The organism is Stenotrophomonas sp. ZAC14D2_NAIMI4_7 (assembly GCF_003086675.1).
Lineage (GTDB): Bacteria > Pseudomonadota > Gammaproteobacteria > Xanthomonadales > Xanthomonadaceae > Stenotrophomonas.
The window spans coordinates 3,707,559-3,723,370 of sequence record NZ_CP025995.1; the positions used below are offsets into that span (position 1 = coordinate 3,707,559).

The 15,812-nt window shown below is 66.1% G+C and carries 19 protein-coding genes, 1 tRNA gene and 1 pseudogene; 5 read left to right on the forward strand and 16 right to left on the reverse strand.

Translation table 11 applies throughout. The features are described 5' to 3' along the window. Nucleotides 1-110: 110 nt before the first annotated feature. Nucleotides 111-419: a zf-TFIIB domain-containing protein gene (locus C1922_RS16930; RefSeq protein ID WP_108750834.1), complete on the reverse strand. Its 309-nt coding sequence runs from the start codon at nucleotides 417-419 to the stop codon at nucleotides 111-113. 147 nt (nucleotides 420-566) lie between these two features. Here C1922_RS16930 and C1922_RS16935 point away from each other — a divergent pair, with 147 nt between their 5' ends. Both C1922_RS16935 and C1922_RS16940 read left to right on the forward strand, forming a co-directional pair. Beyond that, nucleotides 567-1,337, forward strand: coding sequence for a CPBP family glutamic-type intramembrane protease (locus C1922_RS16935; RefSeq protein ID WP_108750835.1), 771 nt, complete (start codon nucleotides 567-569; stop codon nucleotides 1,335-1,337). 81 nt (nucleotides 1,338-1,418) lie between these two features. After that, on the forward strand, nucleotides 1,419-1,841 hold the full coding sequence (locus C1922_RS16940) for a response regulator (RefSeq protein ID WP_108750836.1): 423 nt from the start codon (nucleotides 1,419-1,421) through the stop codon (nucleotides 1,839-1,841). A gap of 125 nt (nucleotides 1,842-1,966) precedes the next feature. On the opposite strand, the gene C1922_RS16945 is transcribed toward C1922_RS16940, so the two are convergent. The 4 genes and pseudogenes from C1922_RS16945 to C1922_RS20725 form a co-directional block, all read right to left on the reverse strand. Further along, nucleotides 1,967-2,320, reverse strand: coding sequence for a DUF2750 domain-containing protein (locus C1922_RS16945; RefSeq protein ID WP_199912193.1), 354 nt, complete (start codon nucleotides 2,318-2,320; stop codon nucleotides 1,967-1,969). Beyond that, the gene (locus C1922_RS16950; protein WP_108750837.1) at nucleotides 2,317-2,745 is read right to left on the reverse strand and encodes an SMI1/KNR4 family protein; all 429 of its coding nucleotides are present in this window, start codon (nucleotides 2,743-2,745) and stop codon (nucleotides 2,317-2,319) included. Before C1922_RS16950 ends, C1922_RS16945 begins: the two co-directional genes overlap by 4 nt. Nucleotides 2,746-2,768: 23 nt before the next feature. Continuing rightward, nucleotides 2,769-3,635 carry an alpha/beta hydrolase-fold protein gene (locus tag C1922_RS16955; RefSeq protein ID WP_234413524.1) on the reverse strand — a complete coding sequence of 289 codons (867 nt, stop codon included), beginning with the start codon at nucleotides 3,633-3,635 and terminating at the stop codon, nucleotides 2,769-2,771. Further along, nucleotides 3,636-4,463 (reverse strand): annotated as a pseudogene (locus C1922_RS20725) (alpha/beta hydrolase-fold protein); the annotation flags it as partial. Nucleotides 4,464-4,556: 93 nt separating this feature from the next. Here C1922_RS20725 and yghX point away from each other — a divergent pair. The 3 genes from yghX to C1922_RS16970 all read left to right on the forward strand — a co-directional run bounded on the left by yghX (nucleotide 4,557) and on the right by C1922_RS16970 (nucleotide 6,740). Next, nucleotides 4,557-5,444, forward strand: coding sequence for a YghX family hydrolase (yghX, locus tag C1922_RS16960; protein ID WP_108750838.1), 888 nt, complete (start codon nucleotides 4,557-4,559; stop codon nucleotides 5,442-5,444). Between the two features lie 530 nt (nucleotides 5,445-5,974). Beyond that, nucleotides 5,975-6,334 carry a hypothetical protein gene (locus tag C1922_RS16965; RefSeq protein WP_234413363.1) on the forward strand — a complete coding sequence of 120 codons (360 nt, stop codon included), beginning with the start codon at nucleotides 5,975-5,977 and terminating at the stop codon, nucleotides 6,332-6,334. A gap of 76 nt (nucleotides 6,335-6,410) precedes the next feature. Beyond that, nucleotides 6,411-6,740 (forward strand): hypothetical protein, encoded by a 330-nt coding sequence (locus C1922_RS16970; RefSeq protein ID WP_108750840.1) that lies wholly within the window; start codon nucleotides 6,411-6,413, stop codon nucleotides 6,738-6,740. Nucleotides 6,741-6,878: 138 nt separating this feature from the next. Here C1922_RS16970 and C1922_RS16975 read toward each other — a convergent pair. The 11 genes from C1922_RS16975 to ruvB all read right to left on the reverse strand — a co-directional run bounded on the left by C1922_RS16975 (nucleotide 6,879) and on the right by ruvB (nucleotide 15,565). Further along, nucleotides 6,879-6,954, reverse strand: a tRNA-Lys gene (locus C1922_RS16975). Nucleotides 6,955-7,307: 353 nt separating this feature from the next. Then, a complete protein-coding gene (queC, locus tag C1922_RS16980) occupies nucleotides 7,308-7,973 on the reverse strand; it encodes a 7-cyano-7-deazaguanine synthase QueC (RefSeq protein WP_108750841.1) in 666 nt (221 codons plus the stop codon). A 78-nt stretch (nucleotides 7,974-8,051) separates the two neighbouring features. Further along, a complete protein-coding gene (gene queE, locus C1922_RS16985) occupies nucleotides 8,052-8,753 on the reverse strand; it encodes a 7-carboxy-7-deazaguanine synthase QueE (protein ID WP_108750842.1) in 702 nt (233 codons plus the stop codon). Between the two features lie 156 nt (nucleotides 8,754-8,909). Then, on the reverse strand, nucleotides 8,910-9,737 hold the full coding sequence (gene ybgF, locus C1922_RS16990) for a tol-pal system protein YbgF (RefSeq protein ID WP_108750843.1): 828 nt from the start codon (nucleotides 9,735-9,737) through the stop codon (nucleotides 8,910-8,912). Nucleotides 9,738-9,740: 3 nt separating this feature from the next. Beyond that, nucleotides 9,741-10,256: a peptidoglycan-associated lipoprotein Pal gene (gene pal / locus C1922_RS16995; protein WP_108750844.1), complete on the reverse strand. Its 516-nt coding sequence runs from the start codon at nucleotides 10,254-10,256 to the stop codon at nucleotides 9,741-9,743. A 64-nt stretch (nucleotides 10,257-10,320) separates the two neighbouring features. Then, nucleotides 10,321-11,640 (reverse strand): Tol-Pal system beta propeller repeat protein TolB, encoded by a 1,320-nt coding sequence (gene tolB / locus C1922_RS17000; RefSeq protein WP_108750845.1) that lies wholly within the window; start codon nucleotides 11,638-11,640, stop codon nucleotides 10,321-10,323. 178 nt (nucleotides 11,641-11,818) lie between these two features. Next, complete coding sequence (gene tolA / locus C1922_RS17005; protein WP_108750846.1) at nucleotides 11,819-12,871, reverse strand: cell envelope integrity protein TolA; 1,053 nt, start codon at nucleotides 12,869-12,871, stop codon at nucleotides 11,819-11,821. Then, nucleotides 12,861-13,289 (reverse strand): protein TolR, encoded by a 429-nt coding sequence (gene tolR, locus C1922_RS17010; RefSeq protein ID WP_108750847.1) that lies wholly within the window; start codon nucleotides 13,287-13,289, stop codon nucleotides 12,861-12,863. Before tolR ends, tolA begins: the two co-directional genes overlap by 11 nt. Nucleotides 13,290-13,313: 24 nt before the next feature. Next, nucleotides 13,314-14,093: a protein TolQ gene (gene tolQ / locus C1922_RS17015; RefSeq protein WP_108750848.1), complete on the reverse strand. Its 780-nt coding sequence runs from the start codon at nucleotides 14,091-14,093 to the stop codon at nucleotides 13,314-13,316. 10 nt (nucleotides 14,094-14,103) lie between these two features. Then, nucleotides 14,104-14,535: a tol-pal system-associated acyl-CoA thioesterase gene (ybgC, locus tag C1922_RS17020; RefSeq protein ID WP_108750849.1), complete on the reverse strand. Its 432-nt coding sequence runs from the start codon at nucleotides 14,533-14,535 to the stop codon at nucleotides 14,104-14,106. Next, a complete protein-coding gene (gene ruvB / locus C1922_RS17025; protein WP_108750850.1) occupies nucleotides 14,525-15,565 on the reverse strand; it encodes a Holliday junction branch migration DNA helicase RuvB in 1,041 nt (346 codons plus the stop codon). Before ruvB ends, ybgC begins: the two co-directional genes overlap by 11 nt. Nucleotides 15,566-15,812: the final 247 nt, after the last annotated feature.

Here is a 15,812-nt window from a genome sequence, read left to right on the forward strand (position 1 = left end):
GCCCTTGTAGAGTCGAGCCATGCTCGACTGCTTCGCTCGTTTGTAGAGTCGAGCCATGCTCGACTGGCTCTTGCCGCCAATAGTCGAGCATGGCTCGACTCTACAAAACGTCAGAAGTCAAACAGCTCCGACAGGAAGCTTTCCTTCTTCTTTTTCTTGTAACCATGGCCATGCTGCCCGCGGCTGTCCTCATAGCGCTGGCCCAGATGCCGGGTATCACGGTGTACCACCTGCGCGGCCACCTGCGGCGGTGCCTGCACAGGTGCAGGCGGCGGCACGGCAGCGCCGGCCCGCTCGATGATCTTGTCCAGTTCACCGCGGTCCAGCCACACGCCGCGGCAGCTGGGGCAGTAGTCGATTTCAATGCCATGGCGCTCGGCCATCTGCAGGGTCTGGGTGGTACACACGGGGCACTGCATGGGCGTCGCTCCTTTCAGTCTGTCCCTGACTGTACCTGTCTATCGATGACTGTTCGGCAACATGACCGATGGCACAGGGACTAACGGGGCGCGCGCATGCGTTGCTGGCCACACACACTGCAGGTTCATCCCGCAAGGAGCGCGCGCATGAACCCCGCTTCCCGCCTGCCCGCAGCAGGCCACCTGCTGCTGGTGCTGCTGGGCGTCGGCCTCGGCCTGAACCTGCGCGACATCAGTGCGGCAGCGGGGCTGCCCATTCCCGCCTTGCCCATTCCGTATGGCAGCAGCCTGCTCGACATCGCCTTGGCGGTGCTGGTGGCGCTGCTGCTGGCGGCCCTGCTGCGCCCCCGCGGCATGGGGCTGGCGCGCAGCCTGGGCCTGCGCTGGAACGGGGGGCGCGGCCCGCTCTGGGTGCTGCTGGCCAGTCTCATGTGCTGGCTGGGTCTGGCCGCACTGGGCACACCCAACACCGCGCCAACCGCAGTGGACGCCACGATGCTGGCCGTGCTGTTTCCGTTGGCCGAGGAAGTGCTGTTCCGTGGCCTCGGCTTCGTGCTGCTGGTGAAGATCGTGCGCGGCCCTTGGGCGCTACTGGCGCTGCCGCAGGCGCTGCTGTTCGGGCTGGTGCACTGGCTGGGATTTGGCGGTTTCGGCGGCGGCACCACCGCCCTGTTCGTCGGGGTGGTCATCGCGTTCGGCGGGTTCATCTTCGCCTGGCTCGATCATCTGCACGGCAACACCCTGTGGTGCGGTCTGGCCCTGCACGTTTCGATGAACCTGGCCTGGAATGTGTTCAGCCTGGACGATGCGATGGCGCTGGGCTGGCAGGCCACCAGCCTGCGCATCGGCACCGCCCTGCTGGCCGTGGCCGTGCTGGCCCTGCACGCACGCCGCAGACGCGCTGTAACGTTGTCTTAGCCCGTCCTGCACACGGATATCACCCTACGGTCGAGCATACTTGCGCGCCTTTTCACCGCTGCTGTCCGGAGTTGTCGCGTCATGTTGCTGTCCAAGCGCCACGTTGAACCGCGCGTCCTGCTGATCGAGGATGCCGAAGAAACCCGCGAGCTGAGCCGCATGGCGCTGGAAAGCCAGGCCTGCCACGTGGTGGGCGTCAGCAGCGCCGAGGCCGCGCTGGGCCTGCTGGCCGCCGGTGAACGCTTCGATCTGCTGTTCACCGACGTCAACCTGGGCCGGGTAAGCGGCATCGAGGCCGCCAACCAGGTGCGCGGGCTCTACCCGCAGCTGCCGATCCTGGTCACCTCGGGCATGGACCAGCACAGCGTGCTGCCGCAGCTGCGCGCAGGCATCCATTTCCTGCCCAAGCCGTACAACATGAGCGAGCTGCTGGATGCGATCCGGCTGTGCTTCCGCCACGCCGATGCCGGCGTGCTGACCGGGCCGGACGCACAAGCCGCCTGAAGCCGTGCTCCACGCGCGACGTGGATCTACCGGGCAATGAAGTAGAACCACGCCATGCGTGGATGACCGTCGATCGGCCAGGACGCGCAGGCCGCCTGAAGCCTTGATCCACGAGTGGCGTGGATCTACCGCAGCGCTTCCAGCAGGACCTCGGGGCGAAGTTCGACGCCCGCCAGATCAGCATTGAAATTCACCCCGGCCACGGCACCATCGCGCTGCATGCCCGGCAGCCAGCGCTGCGTGAACGCCTCCAACGGAATGACGGTAGGCACATAATCGGCCCACTCCTCCACCGCATGCCGTGCGGCATACGCACGGTCGGACCAGAACACCAGCACGTCCTCGTCACCGTCATTGGAGGGGCAGTACGCCCAGCCGCACGCCTCGCTGCGCAGGCCCCACACCTCGCCATGCTCGCGCACGCGGCGGATGAAGCGCTCTTTCAGCAGTTCCATGTCGGCCAGCAGATGCAGGCTCATGGGAGCCCAGCTCCGATCATGTCGTGCAACGAAGGGTAAAGCAGTTCGATTTCGTTCTCCTCATGCAGGTGGAGAATGATCTCACCACGTGAATTGATCAGGATCGCATTGCCGCCCCCATCACCCGAAATCACCAACGCGTCGCGTAATTCTATTGGCACGGCCTCACCAAGGCTTCTCCGAAACCACTGTGTCAGTTCGGTAACGGTCTCGCGGCCAATCATTGGCCCGTTCTCGAAAGCGTGTATTTCAAAGCCAGCGAACGAGCCTCCAAACTGCTTGATGTATGCCACGTACTGAGCGTCGAACACCACGCTCAGTGTCCTCTGTGCCGCCTCGATCTGCAGATCGGTCGCTGGTCGTCCGAGCAGGTCAGGATGCTCGGCAAACCAGGCAGTGAGTCTTGCCAGCAGCTCTGGGGGCATTCGATGTTCTCCTTGCAAAATCATCAACCACCGGTGTACGGACCTTCCCCCGGCAGCACCTCCAGCAACGCACGGGTGATCACTCGCGGATAGACGGTCAGATGGTCCTCGCCGTCGATCACCACGTTGTCCACCTGCAGGTTGCGGCCACGGCGCTGCAGCTGGGTGGTGAAATCGGCAGCCTGCCGCAGCATGTCGTTGCCGGTGGAATACCGGGGGCCGGGCTTGATGGTTTCGTAGCCGCCGACCGACAGCAGCACGCGGGTCGGCTGCGCAGGGATGACAGCGGCCTCCTGCAGGCGTGGCAGCAGCCCCTGGTCGAACCACAGCGAAGGGCTGGACAGGATGTAGGTACTGAACAGGTCCGGCTGCGTGGTCAGCACATAGGCGCCGAACAGGGCGCCATAGGAATGCCCGGCGAACGTGCGTCGGGCCGCATCGGTGCGGTAGCGTGCATCCACCAGCGGCAGCACATGCGTGGCCAAAAAATCGCGGTAATGCGCGGCGCCGCCGTAGGTCACATCGTTGCTGTAGTAGTCGGCAGGTATACGCACCGGGTTGCTGGGCGTGTAGTCGCGCGACCGGCTCTGCTTGGACGTCAGGCCTTCCTGCGGCGGCAGCCCGACCAGGATGAAGTCCTCGATATTCTGCCCCTGCTGCCCCACCAGGTTGCGCACGCTGCGCACCAGCGGGAAGCTGTACAGCGCATCGGTCACGTACAGCACCGGGTAGCGCTTCTGCGGGTGCTCGGCATAGCCGGCCGGCAAGGCCACCCAGATGGGATAATCGCGGCCCGCCGGATCGTGCACGCGCAGCGTCTGGGTATCGGGCAGCGCCACATACGGCTGCGCCGGTGCGGCTTCCGCAACGGCCGGCGCTGCGGCGGGCACCGGGAACAGCGTGCGCAGTGCCTGCAGCGCGGCCGGGTGATAGATCGTGGCGTGGGTTTCATCCGGCAGCGGCTGGTACTTCACCAACGGCGACGGCGAGGCCTGCTGCAGCAGCGTGGCAAGTTTCGCGCTGGCGTCGGCCAGTTCCGGCTGGCCACTGCTGGCCAGGAACACGCGCGGGCCCGCCTTGGCCACGGCCGGCAAGCGCTTCGGCGCCGCCGCCAGCAACGCGCCCTTGTTCCACCACAGGCTGGGGTCCAGCGCGATATAGCTGTTGAACAAGCCCGGTTCCTGCAGCAGCGTTTCGACCACGAACAGGCCGGCCAGCGATTCGCCGATCAGCGCGCGTTCGTCAGTGGTGGCGTAGCGCTGGCGCACCTGCGGCATCAGTTCGTCGCGCAGGAAGCTGCGGTAGGCCGCCGAACCACCAATGCGCGGGGCAATCTTCTGGTCCTGCGGGTCGCTGCTGGGGCCGGTCATGTCGCGGCGGCGCTCGGTGTTTTCGATGCCCACCAGCAGGAACGGGCGCATGCTGCCGTTGCCGGTCAGCACCTGCACCAGCCCCGCCACGTGCAGGAAGTCTTCGCCGATGCCACCGTCGGGCATGTACAGCACCGGCAGCGGCGCCTTCGGGTCCAGCCCCCAGGGCTGCGGCCGGTAGACGTTGATGCGGCGGGTTTCGCCCAGCGCCTTCGATTCGATCGTGAAGGTTTCGCCGATGGCCAGCGGCGCGGCGGCGGCCGACTGCGCGGGCGGCGCCGGTTCGGCCGCGTGCAGCGGTGCGGCGCAGGCGGCCAGAAGCAGGAACGGAAGCACGAACACGCGCATGGTGGAATCCTTCACCGGAAATGCTTCGAGCATAACGGCCCGCGGCAGGACAGTGCTAGATTCGGCGTTCGCCCCTGCGCCTGGAGTGCCCGCATGACCCGACTGACCGCAAAGGACTTTCCCGCCGAACTGCTGGAGCTGTACGACGGTTACGTACATGGGCGCATGAGCCGCCGCGATTTCCTGGATCGTGCTGCGGCCTTCGCCGTTGCCGGTGTCACTGCTGGCACGCTGCTGGCCGCGCTCACGCCCGACTACGCGCTGGCACAGCAGGTGTCCTTCACCGATCCCGATATCCACGCCGAATACCTCACCTACCCCTCGCCCAACGGGCATGGCCAGGTACGCGGCTACTTCGTACGCCCGGCCAAGCTGGAAAAGCGCTTGCCAGCGGTGGTGGTGGTGCACGAGAACCGTGGTTTGAATCCCTATATCGAAGACGTGGCGCGCCGAGTGGCCAAAGCGGGGTACATCGCACTGGCGCCGGATGGCCTGAGTTCGGTGGGCGGTTATCCGGGCAATGATGATCGCGGCCGCGAACTGCAGAAGCAGGTCGATCCGCAGAAACTGATGAACGATTTCTTCGCGGCCATCGAGTATCTGCGCGCGCATGCACAGGCCAGCGGCAAGGTTGGCATTACCGGCTTCTGCTACGGCGGCGGCGTCAGCAATGCGGCAGCGGTGGCCTACCCGGAACTGGACGCGGCGGTGCCGTTCTACGGGCGCCAGGCCGACCCGAAGGACGTGCCACGCATCAAGGCGCCGCTGCTGCTGCACTTCGCCGAGAAGGATGACAACGTCAATGCCACCTGGCCGGCGTACGAGGCCGCGTTGAAACAGGCCGGCACGCATTACCAGGCGTATGTGTACCCGGGCACCAACCACGGCTTCCACAACGATTCGACACCGCGCTACGACAAGGCTGCGGCGGATCTTGCATGGGAGCGCACGCTGGCGTGGTTCCAGCGTTATCTGGCGTGAGTGGATGTAGGGCGCGCATGTCGCGTTTGGACCGACGCGCCGCGCTCGCCCCGCACCAGCGCCTTTGCTTGGATCATGGAAGGCGCTCACAGCAGTCGCGCATTACTTCGCGCTTTGCGACATGTTTGAGCGCATTCCACTAGCCGCTGGCGCAGAAGCGTCCTGTGCTGTCGCGTGCTGCGCTGGCTGCACCTGCAACAATGCAGGTGCGCCTTGGGGTTGGAACGCTGTTTCAGACAATTCTGATTGAAACCCGAGCGCAGGCGTAACCAACATGCAGCGCCACCGACAACGGGTGGCACCGGGCCTGCAAGCCCGTGATGTCCTGTGAGCATGTTGTTTACGCTCGCCCGTCGGCACCGTTTGTGGATGGTGCCGGCGGGTGATCCGTCGGCCTTCATGGTGGGCGGTGCGTGGGGGTTTTCGAACCCGCCGGTTAACTGCTCAAGGTCATCCCGGCTTGCAGCCACGCACCGCCCGCCACCCGCCCCGCGCGGTGGCACGCTTGCCCTTTTGCCGAGGACGCCGACATGACCCTACCTCCGCCGCATCCTATGTACGCCCACCACAACGGCGTGAATGACGATGACAACCCCGCCCCCGAACTCAGCACCGTATGGGGATGTTTGAAAGGCATTCGCCGTGGCGATTCCGCAGATGGACAGGCGTGGCCGGAAACCGGATTGCCGCCTGGTCGGCAGCAGACGCTGGCGCGGGCGGAACGTGCCGCCGTTGGGCTGCTGACTGTCGCGGAAGTACTGCATGCCGCTGAGCGTTGTCGGCTGACCGGTGCACCTGGGCAGCACATGGATGAGGGTGTGGTGGATGGCTTGTTCCTGGCCCTGCGTGGCTTGGCGGAGAAGGTGTGTGGGGAGGTCCGGCCGGCGTAGCCGCAGGCCCCGCAGAGCGGGCCATACTTGGGCCGGGCCGTAACTCGCTCTATCTGCAGCCTACAAGGAGGTACACATGTTGAATGCATTGATGATGGCCGCGCTGGCCGCTGCTTCGTCCCCTTCCGCGCCCTACGGCGACTGCCTGCTCGGCCACATCCAGCCGGGCCTGTCCGATCGCGCGGTGAATCTGGTGCAGCAGGCCTGCGCCGCCAAGCATCCGAAGATCTTCGCGGCTTCGCTGGAACTGGAGCGTCGCCACGCTGCGCAGCGCCAAGTGCAGTTCGATGCAGATCGCATGGCTGCCCAGCGTGCGGCGGATGCTGCGGCCAGGGCGGCCGATGTGGCTGCTCACGCGGCGGCGGAGCGCGAGGCCGCGCGGGCGAAGCGCGCTGAGGGGAAGTAGGCGAAAGACGCGCGGTGTGTGACCGGGCCTACCGGGCGCCGCGCCGGTACGCTTGGGCTTGGTGCTGGAAGTCGGTTGCAGGACGTTTCCATTGCCAATGAAAAAGGCGCCCATCGGGCGCCTGACTCATTGCTGCATTGGTGGGCCGTGATGGATTCGAACCATCGACCAAAAGATTAAAAGTCTTCTGCTCTACCGACTGAGCTAACGGCCCATGCATGCCCAACCTTTCGGCGGGGTCGGCATTTTACCCTACTTTGATGGCTTGGTGGGAAGGCAAAAGCGTGCGAACCAACGGTTCGCACCCTCCAGAGCAGTGCGAACCGAGGTTCGCACCTACCAATCGGGCGGTTCGCACCCATCGTTCGGGCGGTCGCCCCCACCAGAGCAGTGCGAACCAAGGTTCGCACCTACCAATCGGGCGGTTCGCACCCACCGTTCGGGCGGTCGCCCCCACCAGAGCAGTGCGAACCAAGGTTCGCACCTACCAATCGGGCGGTTCGCACCCATCATTCGGGTGGTCGCACCCGCCAGAGCAGTGCGAACCAAGGTTCGCACCTACCAGGATCAGGCGTAGAGGGTCGGGTCGGCTACGCCGGCGTCGGCGAAGCCTTGGGCGCGCAGGCGGCAGGCGTCGCAGTGGCCGCAGGCGGCGCCGTTGGCGTCGGCGTTGTAGCAGGACACGGTCAGGCCGAAATCCACGCCCAGGCGCACGCCTTCGCTCACGATCTGTGCCTTGCTCAGGAACTGCAGCGGTGCGTGCACGCGGATGCCCGCGCCTTCCACGCCGGCCTTGGTGGCCAGGTTGGCCAGCGCCTGGAAGGCGGCGATGAACTCGGGGCGGCAGTCCGGGTAGCCCGAATAGTCCACGGCGTTCACGCCGCAGAACAGGTCGTTGGCGCCCAGCACTTCGGCCCAGCCCAGGGCCAGCGACAGCATGATGGTGTTGCGTGCCGGCACGTAGGTGACCGGGATGCCCTCGCCGCCCGCTTCGGGCACGTCGATATCATCGGTCAGCGCCGAACCGCCGATGCTGCGCAGGTCCACGTCCACGGTCTTGTGCGCGACCACGCCCATGGCCTTGGCCACGCGTGCGGCGGCGTCCAGTTCAGAGGTGTGGCGCTGGCCGTAGCGCACGCTCAGGGCGTGTACGGCGAAGCCCTGTTCCTGGGCCATGGCGATGACGGCGGCTGAATCCATGCCGCCGGAGAGAAGCACGACTGCCTTCTTCATGGGGAAATCTTCCGGTTGGGAGGGGAAAGCCAGCACGCTGTCCCGCGCCGGAACTACATCAGGGCACCACGCCCGGGCTCATCGGCCCGGTTCGTCGTTCCACAGGATTTTATGCAACTGCATCTGGAAGCGCACCGGCAGGCGGTCTTCCACGATCCAGTCGGCCAGTTGGCGGGCGGTGATCTCGCCCTTGCTGGGCGAGAAGAACACGGTGCAGCGCTTCACCAGATCGTGTTCGGCCAGCAGGCCCTTGGCCCAGTCGTAATCTTCGCGGCTGCAGATGACGAACTTGATCTGGTCGCGGCGGGTCAGCAGCGGCAGGTTTTCCCAGCGGTTGCGCGCCACTTCGGCCGAACCGGGGGTCTTGATGTCGACTACGCGGGACACGCGCGGATCGACCGCGCTCACATCCAGCGCACCGGAGGTTTCCAGCGAGACGTCCAGGCCGGCGTCGCAGAGCTTTTCCAGCAGGATCAGGCAGCGCTTCTGCGCCAGCGGCTCGCCACCGGTCACGCAGACGTGGTGCACACCCTGGGCCAGCACCTCGGCCACGATGTCGTCGATATCCCACCAGGTGCCGCCGTGGAAGGCGTAGGCCGTGTCGCAGTACTGGCAGCGCAGCGGGCAGCCGGTCAGGCGCACGAACACGGTCGGCCAACCGGCGGTATCGGCTTCACCCTGCAGCGAGGTGAAGATCTCGGTGATCTTCAGCCGGGGCAAGGGTGACTGCACGATCTCGCTGGGCGTGGCGACGGCGGCGGACAGGGGAACGGCGGTCATGGCGGGCACTTCTTCATGGGGCGGGCAGCCCGATAAATGGCCGGGCGCCACAAGCAAAGGCAGCCGAGCATGGCTCGGCTCTACAGGAACGACAACGCAAGCAGCCGAGCATGGGCTCGGCTCTGCGGGTGACGCATTGTACGCCGGGGCAGCGGCTCAGCGGATCTGCTGGCCCAGGCGGATGGACTGCAGGCGGTCCTGGGCGGTGCGCGCGGCATCCGAACCCGGGTACTGCGCCACGACGGTTTCCAGGGTCTGCTGGGCCTGGTCAACCTTGCCCTCGCCATACTGCGAGAGGCCGACCTTCAGCAGGCCGCCAGACGCCTTGTCGTGGGTGGGATAGCGCGAGAGCAGTTCGCGGAACTGGGACTCGGCCATCGGGAAATTGCGGGTGGCGTAATAGCTTTCGCCCAGCCAATACAAGGCATTGGGGGCGTACACGCCATTGGGGTACAACTCGAGGAAGCTGAGGAACAGCTGCGCCGAATCGTCGTACTTGCCGGCCTTCAACGCGTCGAAAGCGACGTTGTAGGCGGTACGTTCGTCGCCGGTGGTGGCCAGGCTGCCCGGATCGCCATGCACCGATGGCGGCCGCTCGGAAGTGGCCGCTGCAGTGGGCTTGGCCGGGGCCGCGGGGGCCTTGGGCGCGGTGGAAGCACCGGCCGGAACGGGCGGCAGGGCCGGGGCGGCAGAGCCCCCTTCCAACCGGTTCAGGCGGCTGTCCAGATCCAGGTACTGGTCCTGGGCGGACTGCTTCAGCTGGGCATTGTCGTGCTGCAGTTGCTCGATGGAAGCCTGCAGGCTGGTGACCTGCTGGCGCAGCTGATTGATCTGGTTCAACAGGTCCTGGTTGGCACTGTTGTTGTACATCTGCTGCTCGAGCGCGCCGACACGATCGGCCAGGCTCTGTCGCTGTGCCTGCGCCGGTGCGGCAGCCACGAGGGCTGCCGCAACGACCAGCATCAGTTTGATGCCGATGCGCATGGATTACTGCGCGGTGTAGACGATTTCGACGCGACGGTTCTGCGACCAGCAGGACTCGTTCGACTCGGTGCAGACCGGACGCTCTTCACCGTAGGACACGACGGTCAGCTGCGAAGCCGAGCCACCGTTGGCCTGCAGGGCCGAGTTCACGCCGTTGCCACGACGCTCGCCCAGGGCCTGGTTGTACGCGCGCGAACCGCGCTCGTCGGTGTGGCCCTGCAGGGTGATGCGCGAGGACGGACGGTCACGCAGGTACTTGGCGTGGCAAGCCATGATGGCCTGGAATTCCGGCTTCACGTCTTCCTTGTCCAGGTCGAAGTAGACAACGCGCTGGCGCAGGCAAGCGTCGGTGTCCAGGTCGCCCGGGCCGTACAGGCCGGAGGTGGCCGGACCGGTCGGCTGGGTGGTCGAACCGGTGTCGACCGGGGCTGCCGGCTCTTCCTTCACCTTCTTCGAGCAACCGGCCAGGACGGCCACAGACAGCAGGGAAACAAGCAGAACGCGGGTGGTCTTGTTCATGGCAATACCTTTGTGGCTCCTAGGCCGATGAGGGGTTCAAAACAGCGGAAATATTAACACTCTTTTAGCGCTGGGTACGGTAGGGGGACCATGCCGGTTCGCGCACATCACCATCAGCCAGGACCAGGCGCTGGCGCACCCGTGCATCGGCCGAAACGGCGTACAGCACACCACGGCCACCCTCGCGGGCGGCGTACAACACCATGCTGGCGTTCGGGGCGAAGCTGGGCGATTCGTCCAGCGAGCCCGGGGACAGGGTGCTCCAGCGCGGCGAGCCCAGCGAGCTGTCCATCATTGCAATCTTGTAGCTGTTGCCCGAACCCTGCGCCACCACGATCTTCTTGCCGTCGTAGGACACCGAAGGCTTGGCGTTGTAGTTGCCCTGGAAGGTGACGCGCTCGGCGCTGCCGCCGCCGGCACCGACCTTGTAGACCTGCGGGCGACCGCCACGGTCGGAGGTGAAGTACACCGCGCTGCCATCGGCGGCCCAGGTCGGCTCGGTATCAATGGCGAAGTGGTTGGTCAGCTGGGTCAGCTGCTTGCTGCCCAGGTCCATCACGTAGATTTCCGGATTGCCCGAACGCGACAGGGTCAGGGCCAGCTTGCGACCGTCCGGCGAGAACGCCGGGGCGCTGTTGATGCCACGGAAGCTGGTGACCAGTTCACGCGCGCCGGTGGAAATGTTCTGGATGTAGATGGCCGAATTGCCACGCTCGAAGCTGACGTAGGCCAGCTTGGCGCCGTCCGGGCTCCACGAGGGCGACAGCAGCGGCTCGGCCGAGCGCACGATGGTCTGCGGGTTGTAGCCATCCGAATCGGCCACCATCAGCGCATAGCGCATGGCGTCGCCCTTGCCGCTGGCGGTGATGTAGGCGATGCGGGTCCAGAAGGCGCCGCGCACACCGGTGATCTTTTCGTAAATGGCATCGGCCATCTGGTGCGCCACGTCGCGCATGGCGTTGCCGCGGGCGGTCATGGCCAGGCCCAGCAGGCGCTCGCCCTTGGGCACGTCGAACAGTTCGTATTCCACGCGGTAGGCGCCTGCACCGGCGTCCATCACCCGGCCGACCACGATGTAGTTCTGCTTCAGCGCGCGCCAGGTGGCGAACTGGATGTCGCCGCCACGGGTGGGCTTTTCCACGATCTGCGCTTCGGGCAGCGTGCGGAACTGGCCCGAACGCTCCAGATCGGCGCGGACCACGCCGGCCACGTCGGTCTGCGGGGCGCCAGCCGAACCCTGGTAAGGCATGGGGACGATGGTGATCGGCAGCGCAGAGGCATTGCCGCCGATGATTTCAAGGTCAAGGCTCCTCTGCTGCGCGAAGGCAGCGAAGGGCAGCAACAGGGCCGCAAACACGGCAAGCCAGCGAGGCATCTTCTTCATGGAGCGCTCAATGAGGGGAAACCGGTACGAGGGATAGCAAACGGCGAGTGAACCGCTTCGCAATCATGAACCAAGGGTACGTGAATTCCGGGTCAGTGCCAGCCCACGCCATCACGCGGCGTTGACCTGTCGCCCCCGCCCGATGCTGCGGACGGGGACGCATCTGCACACCCGGGGCTTAGTCCTGCGGGGTGAAGGTCAGGTTGAGCGTGCGTGCGAACACCTGTTCGAAGCCGCGGTACGGCAGCGGCTGGGCGTTGAGCACGGCGGCCTCGATGGAGCGCTTGCCGGCCTCGTCATACGGGCAGTTGGCGCCCACCTTGGCCTGCAGCACCTGCCCACCCGGAATCTGGGTGATGGTGATCTGGCACTTCTGGCCCAGCGGCACGCTGTCGGGGCGGGTCCACGAACCGCGGATCTTGTTCACCAGCGCGGCAGCGTACTTGGCCGACAGATCATCGCTGGTGCCACCACCGCCACCGGCCGGCTGCGTCTGGCCACTGCTGCCGGCGTTGGCGCTGCCGGCGGCGTTGCGTGCGGCGGCCACCTGGCGCAGCTTCTGCTCGGCCAGCTTGGCTTCCTTCTCAGCCTGCTCACGCTTGGCGCGGATCTCGGCAATCTTCTTCTGCCGGTCCGCTTCGGCCTTGTCGGCCGCCACGCGCTGCTGCTCGGCAATTTTCTTCTTGGCGTCCTCTTCCTGCTGCTTGGCCAGGCGTGCCTTCTGCTCGGCCTCTTCCTGGCGCTTGCGCTCGGTCAGGTCGATCTGTTCCTGGCGGCGCTTGGCTTCCTGTTCCTGCTTGGCCTTTTCCTGCGAAATGGCCAGGGCATTGACCGCTTCCTGGTCCTGCGTATCGGGCTGGGCCACGCGCTCCTGCGCCTGTTGCTGCTGCGGCGTGGGCGCGTCCTGCGGGCGCGGTTCCTCGATCGGCTGCGGCGGCGGAATGGTGTCTTCGGGCACCGGAATGGGCTCGGCCACCGGCTCGGGCAGCTCTTCCAGCTTTTCCGACTGGCGCAGGGCCTGGCGGGCGGCGGCGGCTTCGGACGACGACACCGCCAGGCTGGCCTCGACCGACGGATCGCCGGCGGCCGCTTCGGTGTTGCGCTGGGGCGACCACAGCCATGCGCCGATGAAGACCAGCGCGACCAGCAGGTGCACCAGCACGGCCAAGGCCAGGGGCAGGCCCCAGCCCGGTTCCTGCTTGTGCGGCGGTGGCAGGGCGTCAGCGTGCATCGGTGGCCAGGCCTACCTTGTCCACTTTCGAGCGCTTGATCACGTCCATCGCGGCGATGACCTTTTCATACGCCACGGCGCGGTCGGCGGCTACGATCACGCGCACGTCCTTGTCCTGCGCGGCAATGCCGGACAGGCGGCCCTGCAGTTCCTCGGCGGTGACGGCGGTGGGTTCCTTGGCGTCGGGCAGCTTCAGGCTCAGCTGGCCGTCCTGGCGCACCGACACGATGACCGGATCCTGCTTGCTTTCCAGCGCCTTGGCGTTGGAGGTGGGCAGATCGACATCGAAACTGAGGGTGAGCAGCGGCGCGGTGACCATGAAGATGATCAGCAGCACCAGCATGACGTCGATATAGGGAACGACGTTGATTTCCGATTTCAGCTTGCGGCGCTTGCGGCGACCGATGGCAGCGGACATGGCTTGGACTCCCGGGTCAGGCGCTTACTCGTCGCCAGCGCTCTGGCGCTGCAGGATGGAGCTGAACTCCTCGGCGAAGGTCTCGAACCGCACCGACATGCGCTCAACGCGGGTGGTGAAGCGGTTGTAGGCCCACACCGCCGGAATGGCCACGAACAGACCGATGGCGGTGGCGAACAGCGCTTCGGAAATACCCGGGGCCACCGAGGCGATACCGGCCTGGGCGCCGCTGCTGATCATGTCGTGCATGGTCACCATGATGCCGAACACGGTGCCGACTAGGCCCACGTACGGGGCGGTGGAGCCGATGTTGGCCAGCAGTTCCAGGTTGCGTTCCAGCTGGTCCACTTCGCGGGTGTAGGTGGTGCGCATGGCGCGCTGGGCGCCTTCCAGCTGCGCGCGGCCATCCAGGCGGCGCTTGTCGCGCAGGCGGGTGTACTCGCGGAAACCGGCTTCGAAGATGGCTTCCAGGCCACCCACATTGCGGCTGCGGTCGGTGGCCGAGCTGTACAGCTTGCCCAGGTCGGCGCCGGACCAGAAGCGGTTCTCGAACTCGTCCGCCTCGCGGGTGGCCTGCTTGAACACGCGGGCCTTGCGGAAAATGATGACCCAGCTGACGAACGAACCGATCAGCAGCAGCAGCACGATGATCTTCACCGGCAGGCTGGCCTTGGCCATCAGTTCGAGGTAGTTGATGCCGCCGCCGGTGGTGGCCTGGGCAAGGGTCTGGGTCGCGGCGTTGCTGACGTCTGCCGGCAGTGCCTCGGTGACCGTGGCCTGCAGGGCCAGGAGCGTTGCGATCATCCGTTGTTCCTCAGTGTTCGGATTCAGGGTGGAGGTGGGGGTGCAGCGCGGCCAGGACGGCATCGTCCATGCCACGCGGGCGGAAACTGGCCGCGTCCAGTGCGGCAATGCGGACCTGCGCGGACAGCAGCAGCTGGCCCTCGCGCAGGACCTGCTGGTCGAAGACCATGCTGGCCTTCTTCAGCTGGACCAGGGTGGCGCTCACCTGCAGGGCATCATCCAGCCGGGCCGGCTTGAGGAAGTCCATCTGCATCGAACGCACCGCAAAGACCAGCCCGTGTTCGGCACGCATGCGCTCCTGGCCGTAGCCCAGTGCGCGCATCCATTCGGTCCGGGCCCGTTCCATGAAGGCCACGTAGCGGGCGTGGTAGACCACCCCGCCAGCGTCCGTATCTTCCCAGTAAATGCGTGTCGGCCAACTGAATCGCGGTTCAACCGACATCGGGAACCTCCGCGAACAGGTCCTGCGGCGGGTTTTTCGGCTTCAGCCCCATGTGCCGGTAGGCCTTGTGGGTGGCCATGCGGCCGCGCGCGGTGCGCACCAGGAAGCCCTGCTGGATCAGGTAGGGTTCAACCACGTCTTCCAGTGTGCCGCGCTCTTCGGACAGCGCCGCGGCCAGCGATTCGATGCCCACCGGGCCACCGTCGAAGTAGTCGACCATGGTTTTGAGCAGGCGCCGGTCCAGTTCGTCGAAGCCTTCCGGGTCGACCTTCAGCATCTGCATGGCGGCCTGGGCCACGGCTTCGTCGATATGGCCGCCGGCCTTGACTTGGGCGTAGTCGCGCACGCGGCGCAGCAGGCGGTTGGCGATACGCGGGGTGCCACGCGCGCGGCGGGCGATCTCCCCTGCCCCGTCGGCGGTGCAGTCGATGCCAAGGATGGCGGCCGAGCGGCGCACGATGCGGGTCAGTTCCTCAACGCTGTAGAACTCCAGGCGCTGCACGATGCCGAAGCGGTCGCGCAGCGGCGCGGTCAGCAGGCCGGCGCGGGTGGTGGCACCGATCAGGGTGAACGGCGGCAGGTCGATCTTGATCGAGCGGGCGGCGGGGCCCTCGCCAATCATGATGTCGATCTGGAAGTCTTCCATCGCCGGGTACAGCACTTCTTCCACCACGGGCGAAAGGCGGTGGATTTCGTCGATGAACAGCACGTCGTGCGGCTGCAGGTTGGTCAGCAGCGCGGCCAGGTCGCCGGCCTTCTCGATCACCGGGCCGGAAGTGACCCGCAGTGCCACGCCCAGTTCGTTGGCGATCACGTGGCTCAGGGTGGTCTTGCCCAGGCCCGGGGGCCCGAAGATCAGCACGTGGTCCAGCGCATCGCCACGGGCCTTGGCGGCCTGGATGTAGATTTCCATCTGCTCGCGCACCGGCGCCTGGCCGAGGTAATCGGCAAGGCGCTTGGGGCGGATGCTGGCGTCGGCGGCGTCATCCTCGCGGGTGGCGCCGGCGCCAATGATGCGGTCGTCGGTCATCTGCTGATTATGCGGCAAAAGTACGGGTTTCGGCCGGGCTGCGCCCGGCACCCGCAGAAGCAACGGCAACATCCAGAGCAACGGCCGAAGCGGGCTTCCTGGGGAATGGCGGGGTGGGTGCCGACCGTGGGTCGACAGGGGGTCGGATCTGGTAGGTGTCGACCTTGGTCGACACGGGGTCGGATCCGTTTTCCAACGGAAAACGGCTCTGACTCCACTGCCGGATGCGCGACGCATGGGGTCAGAG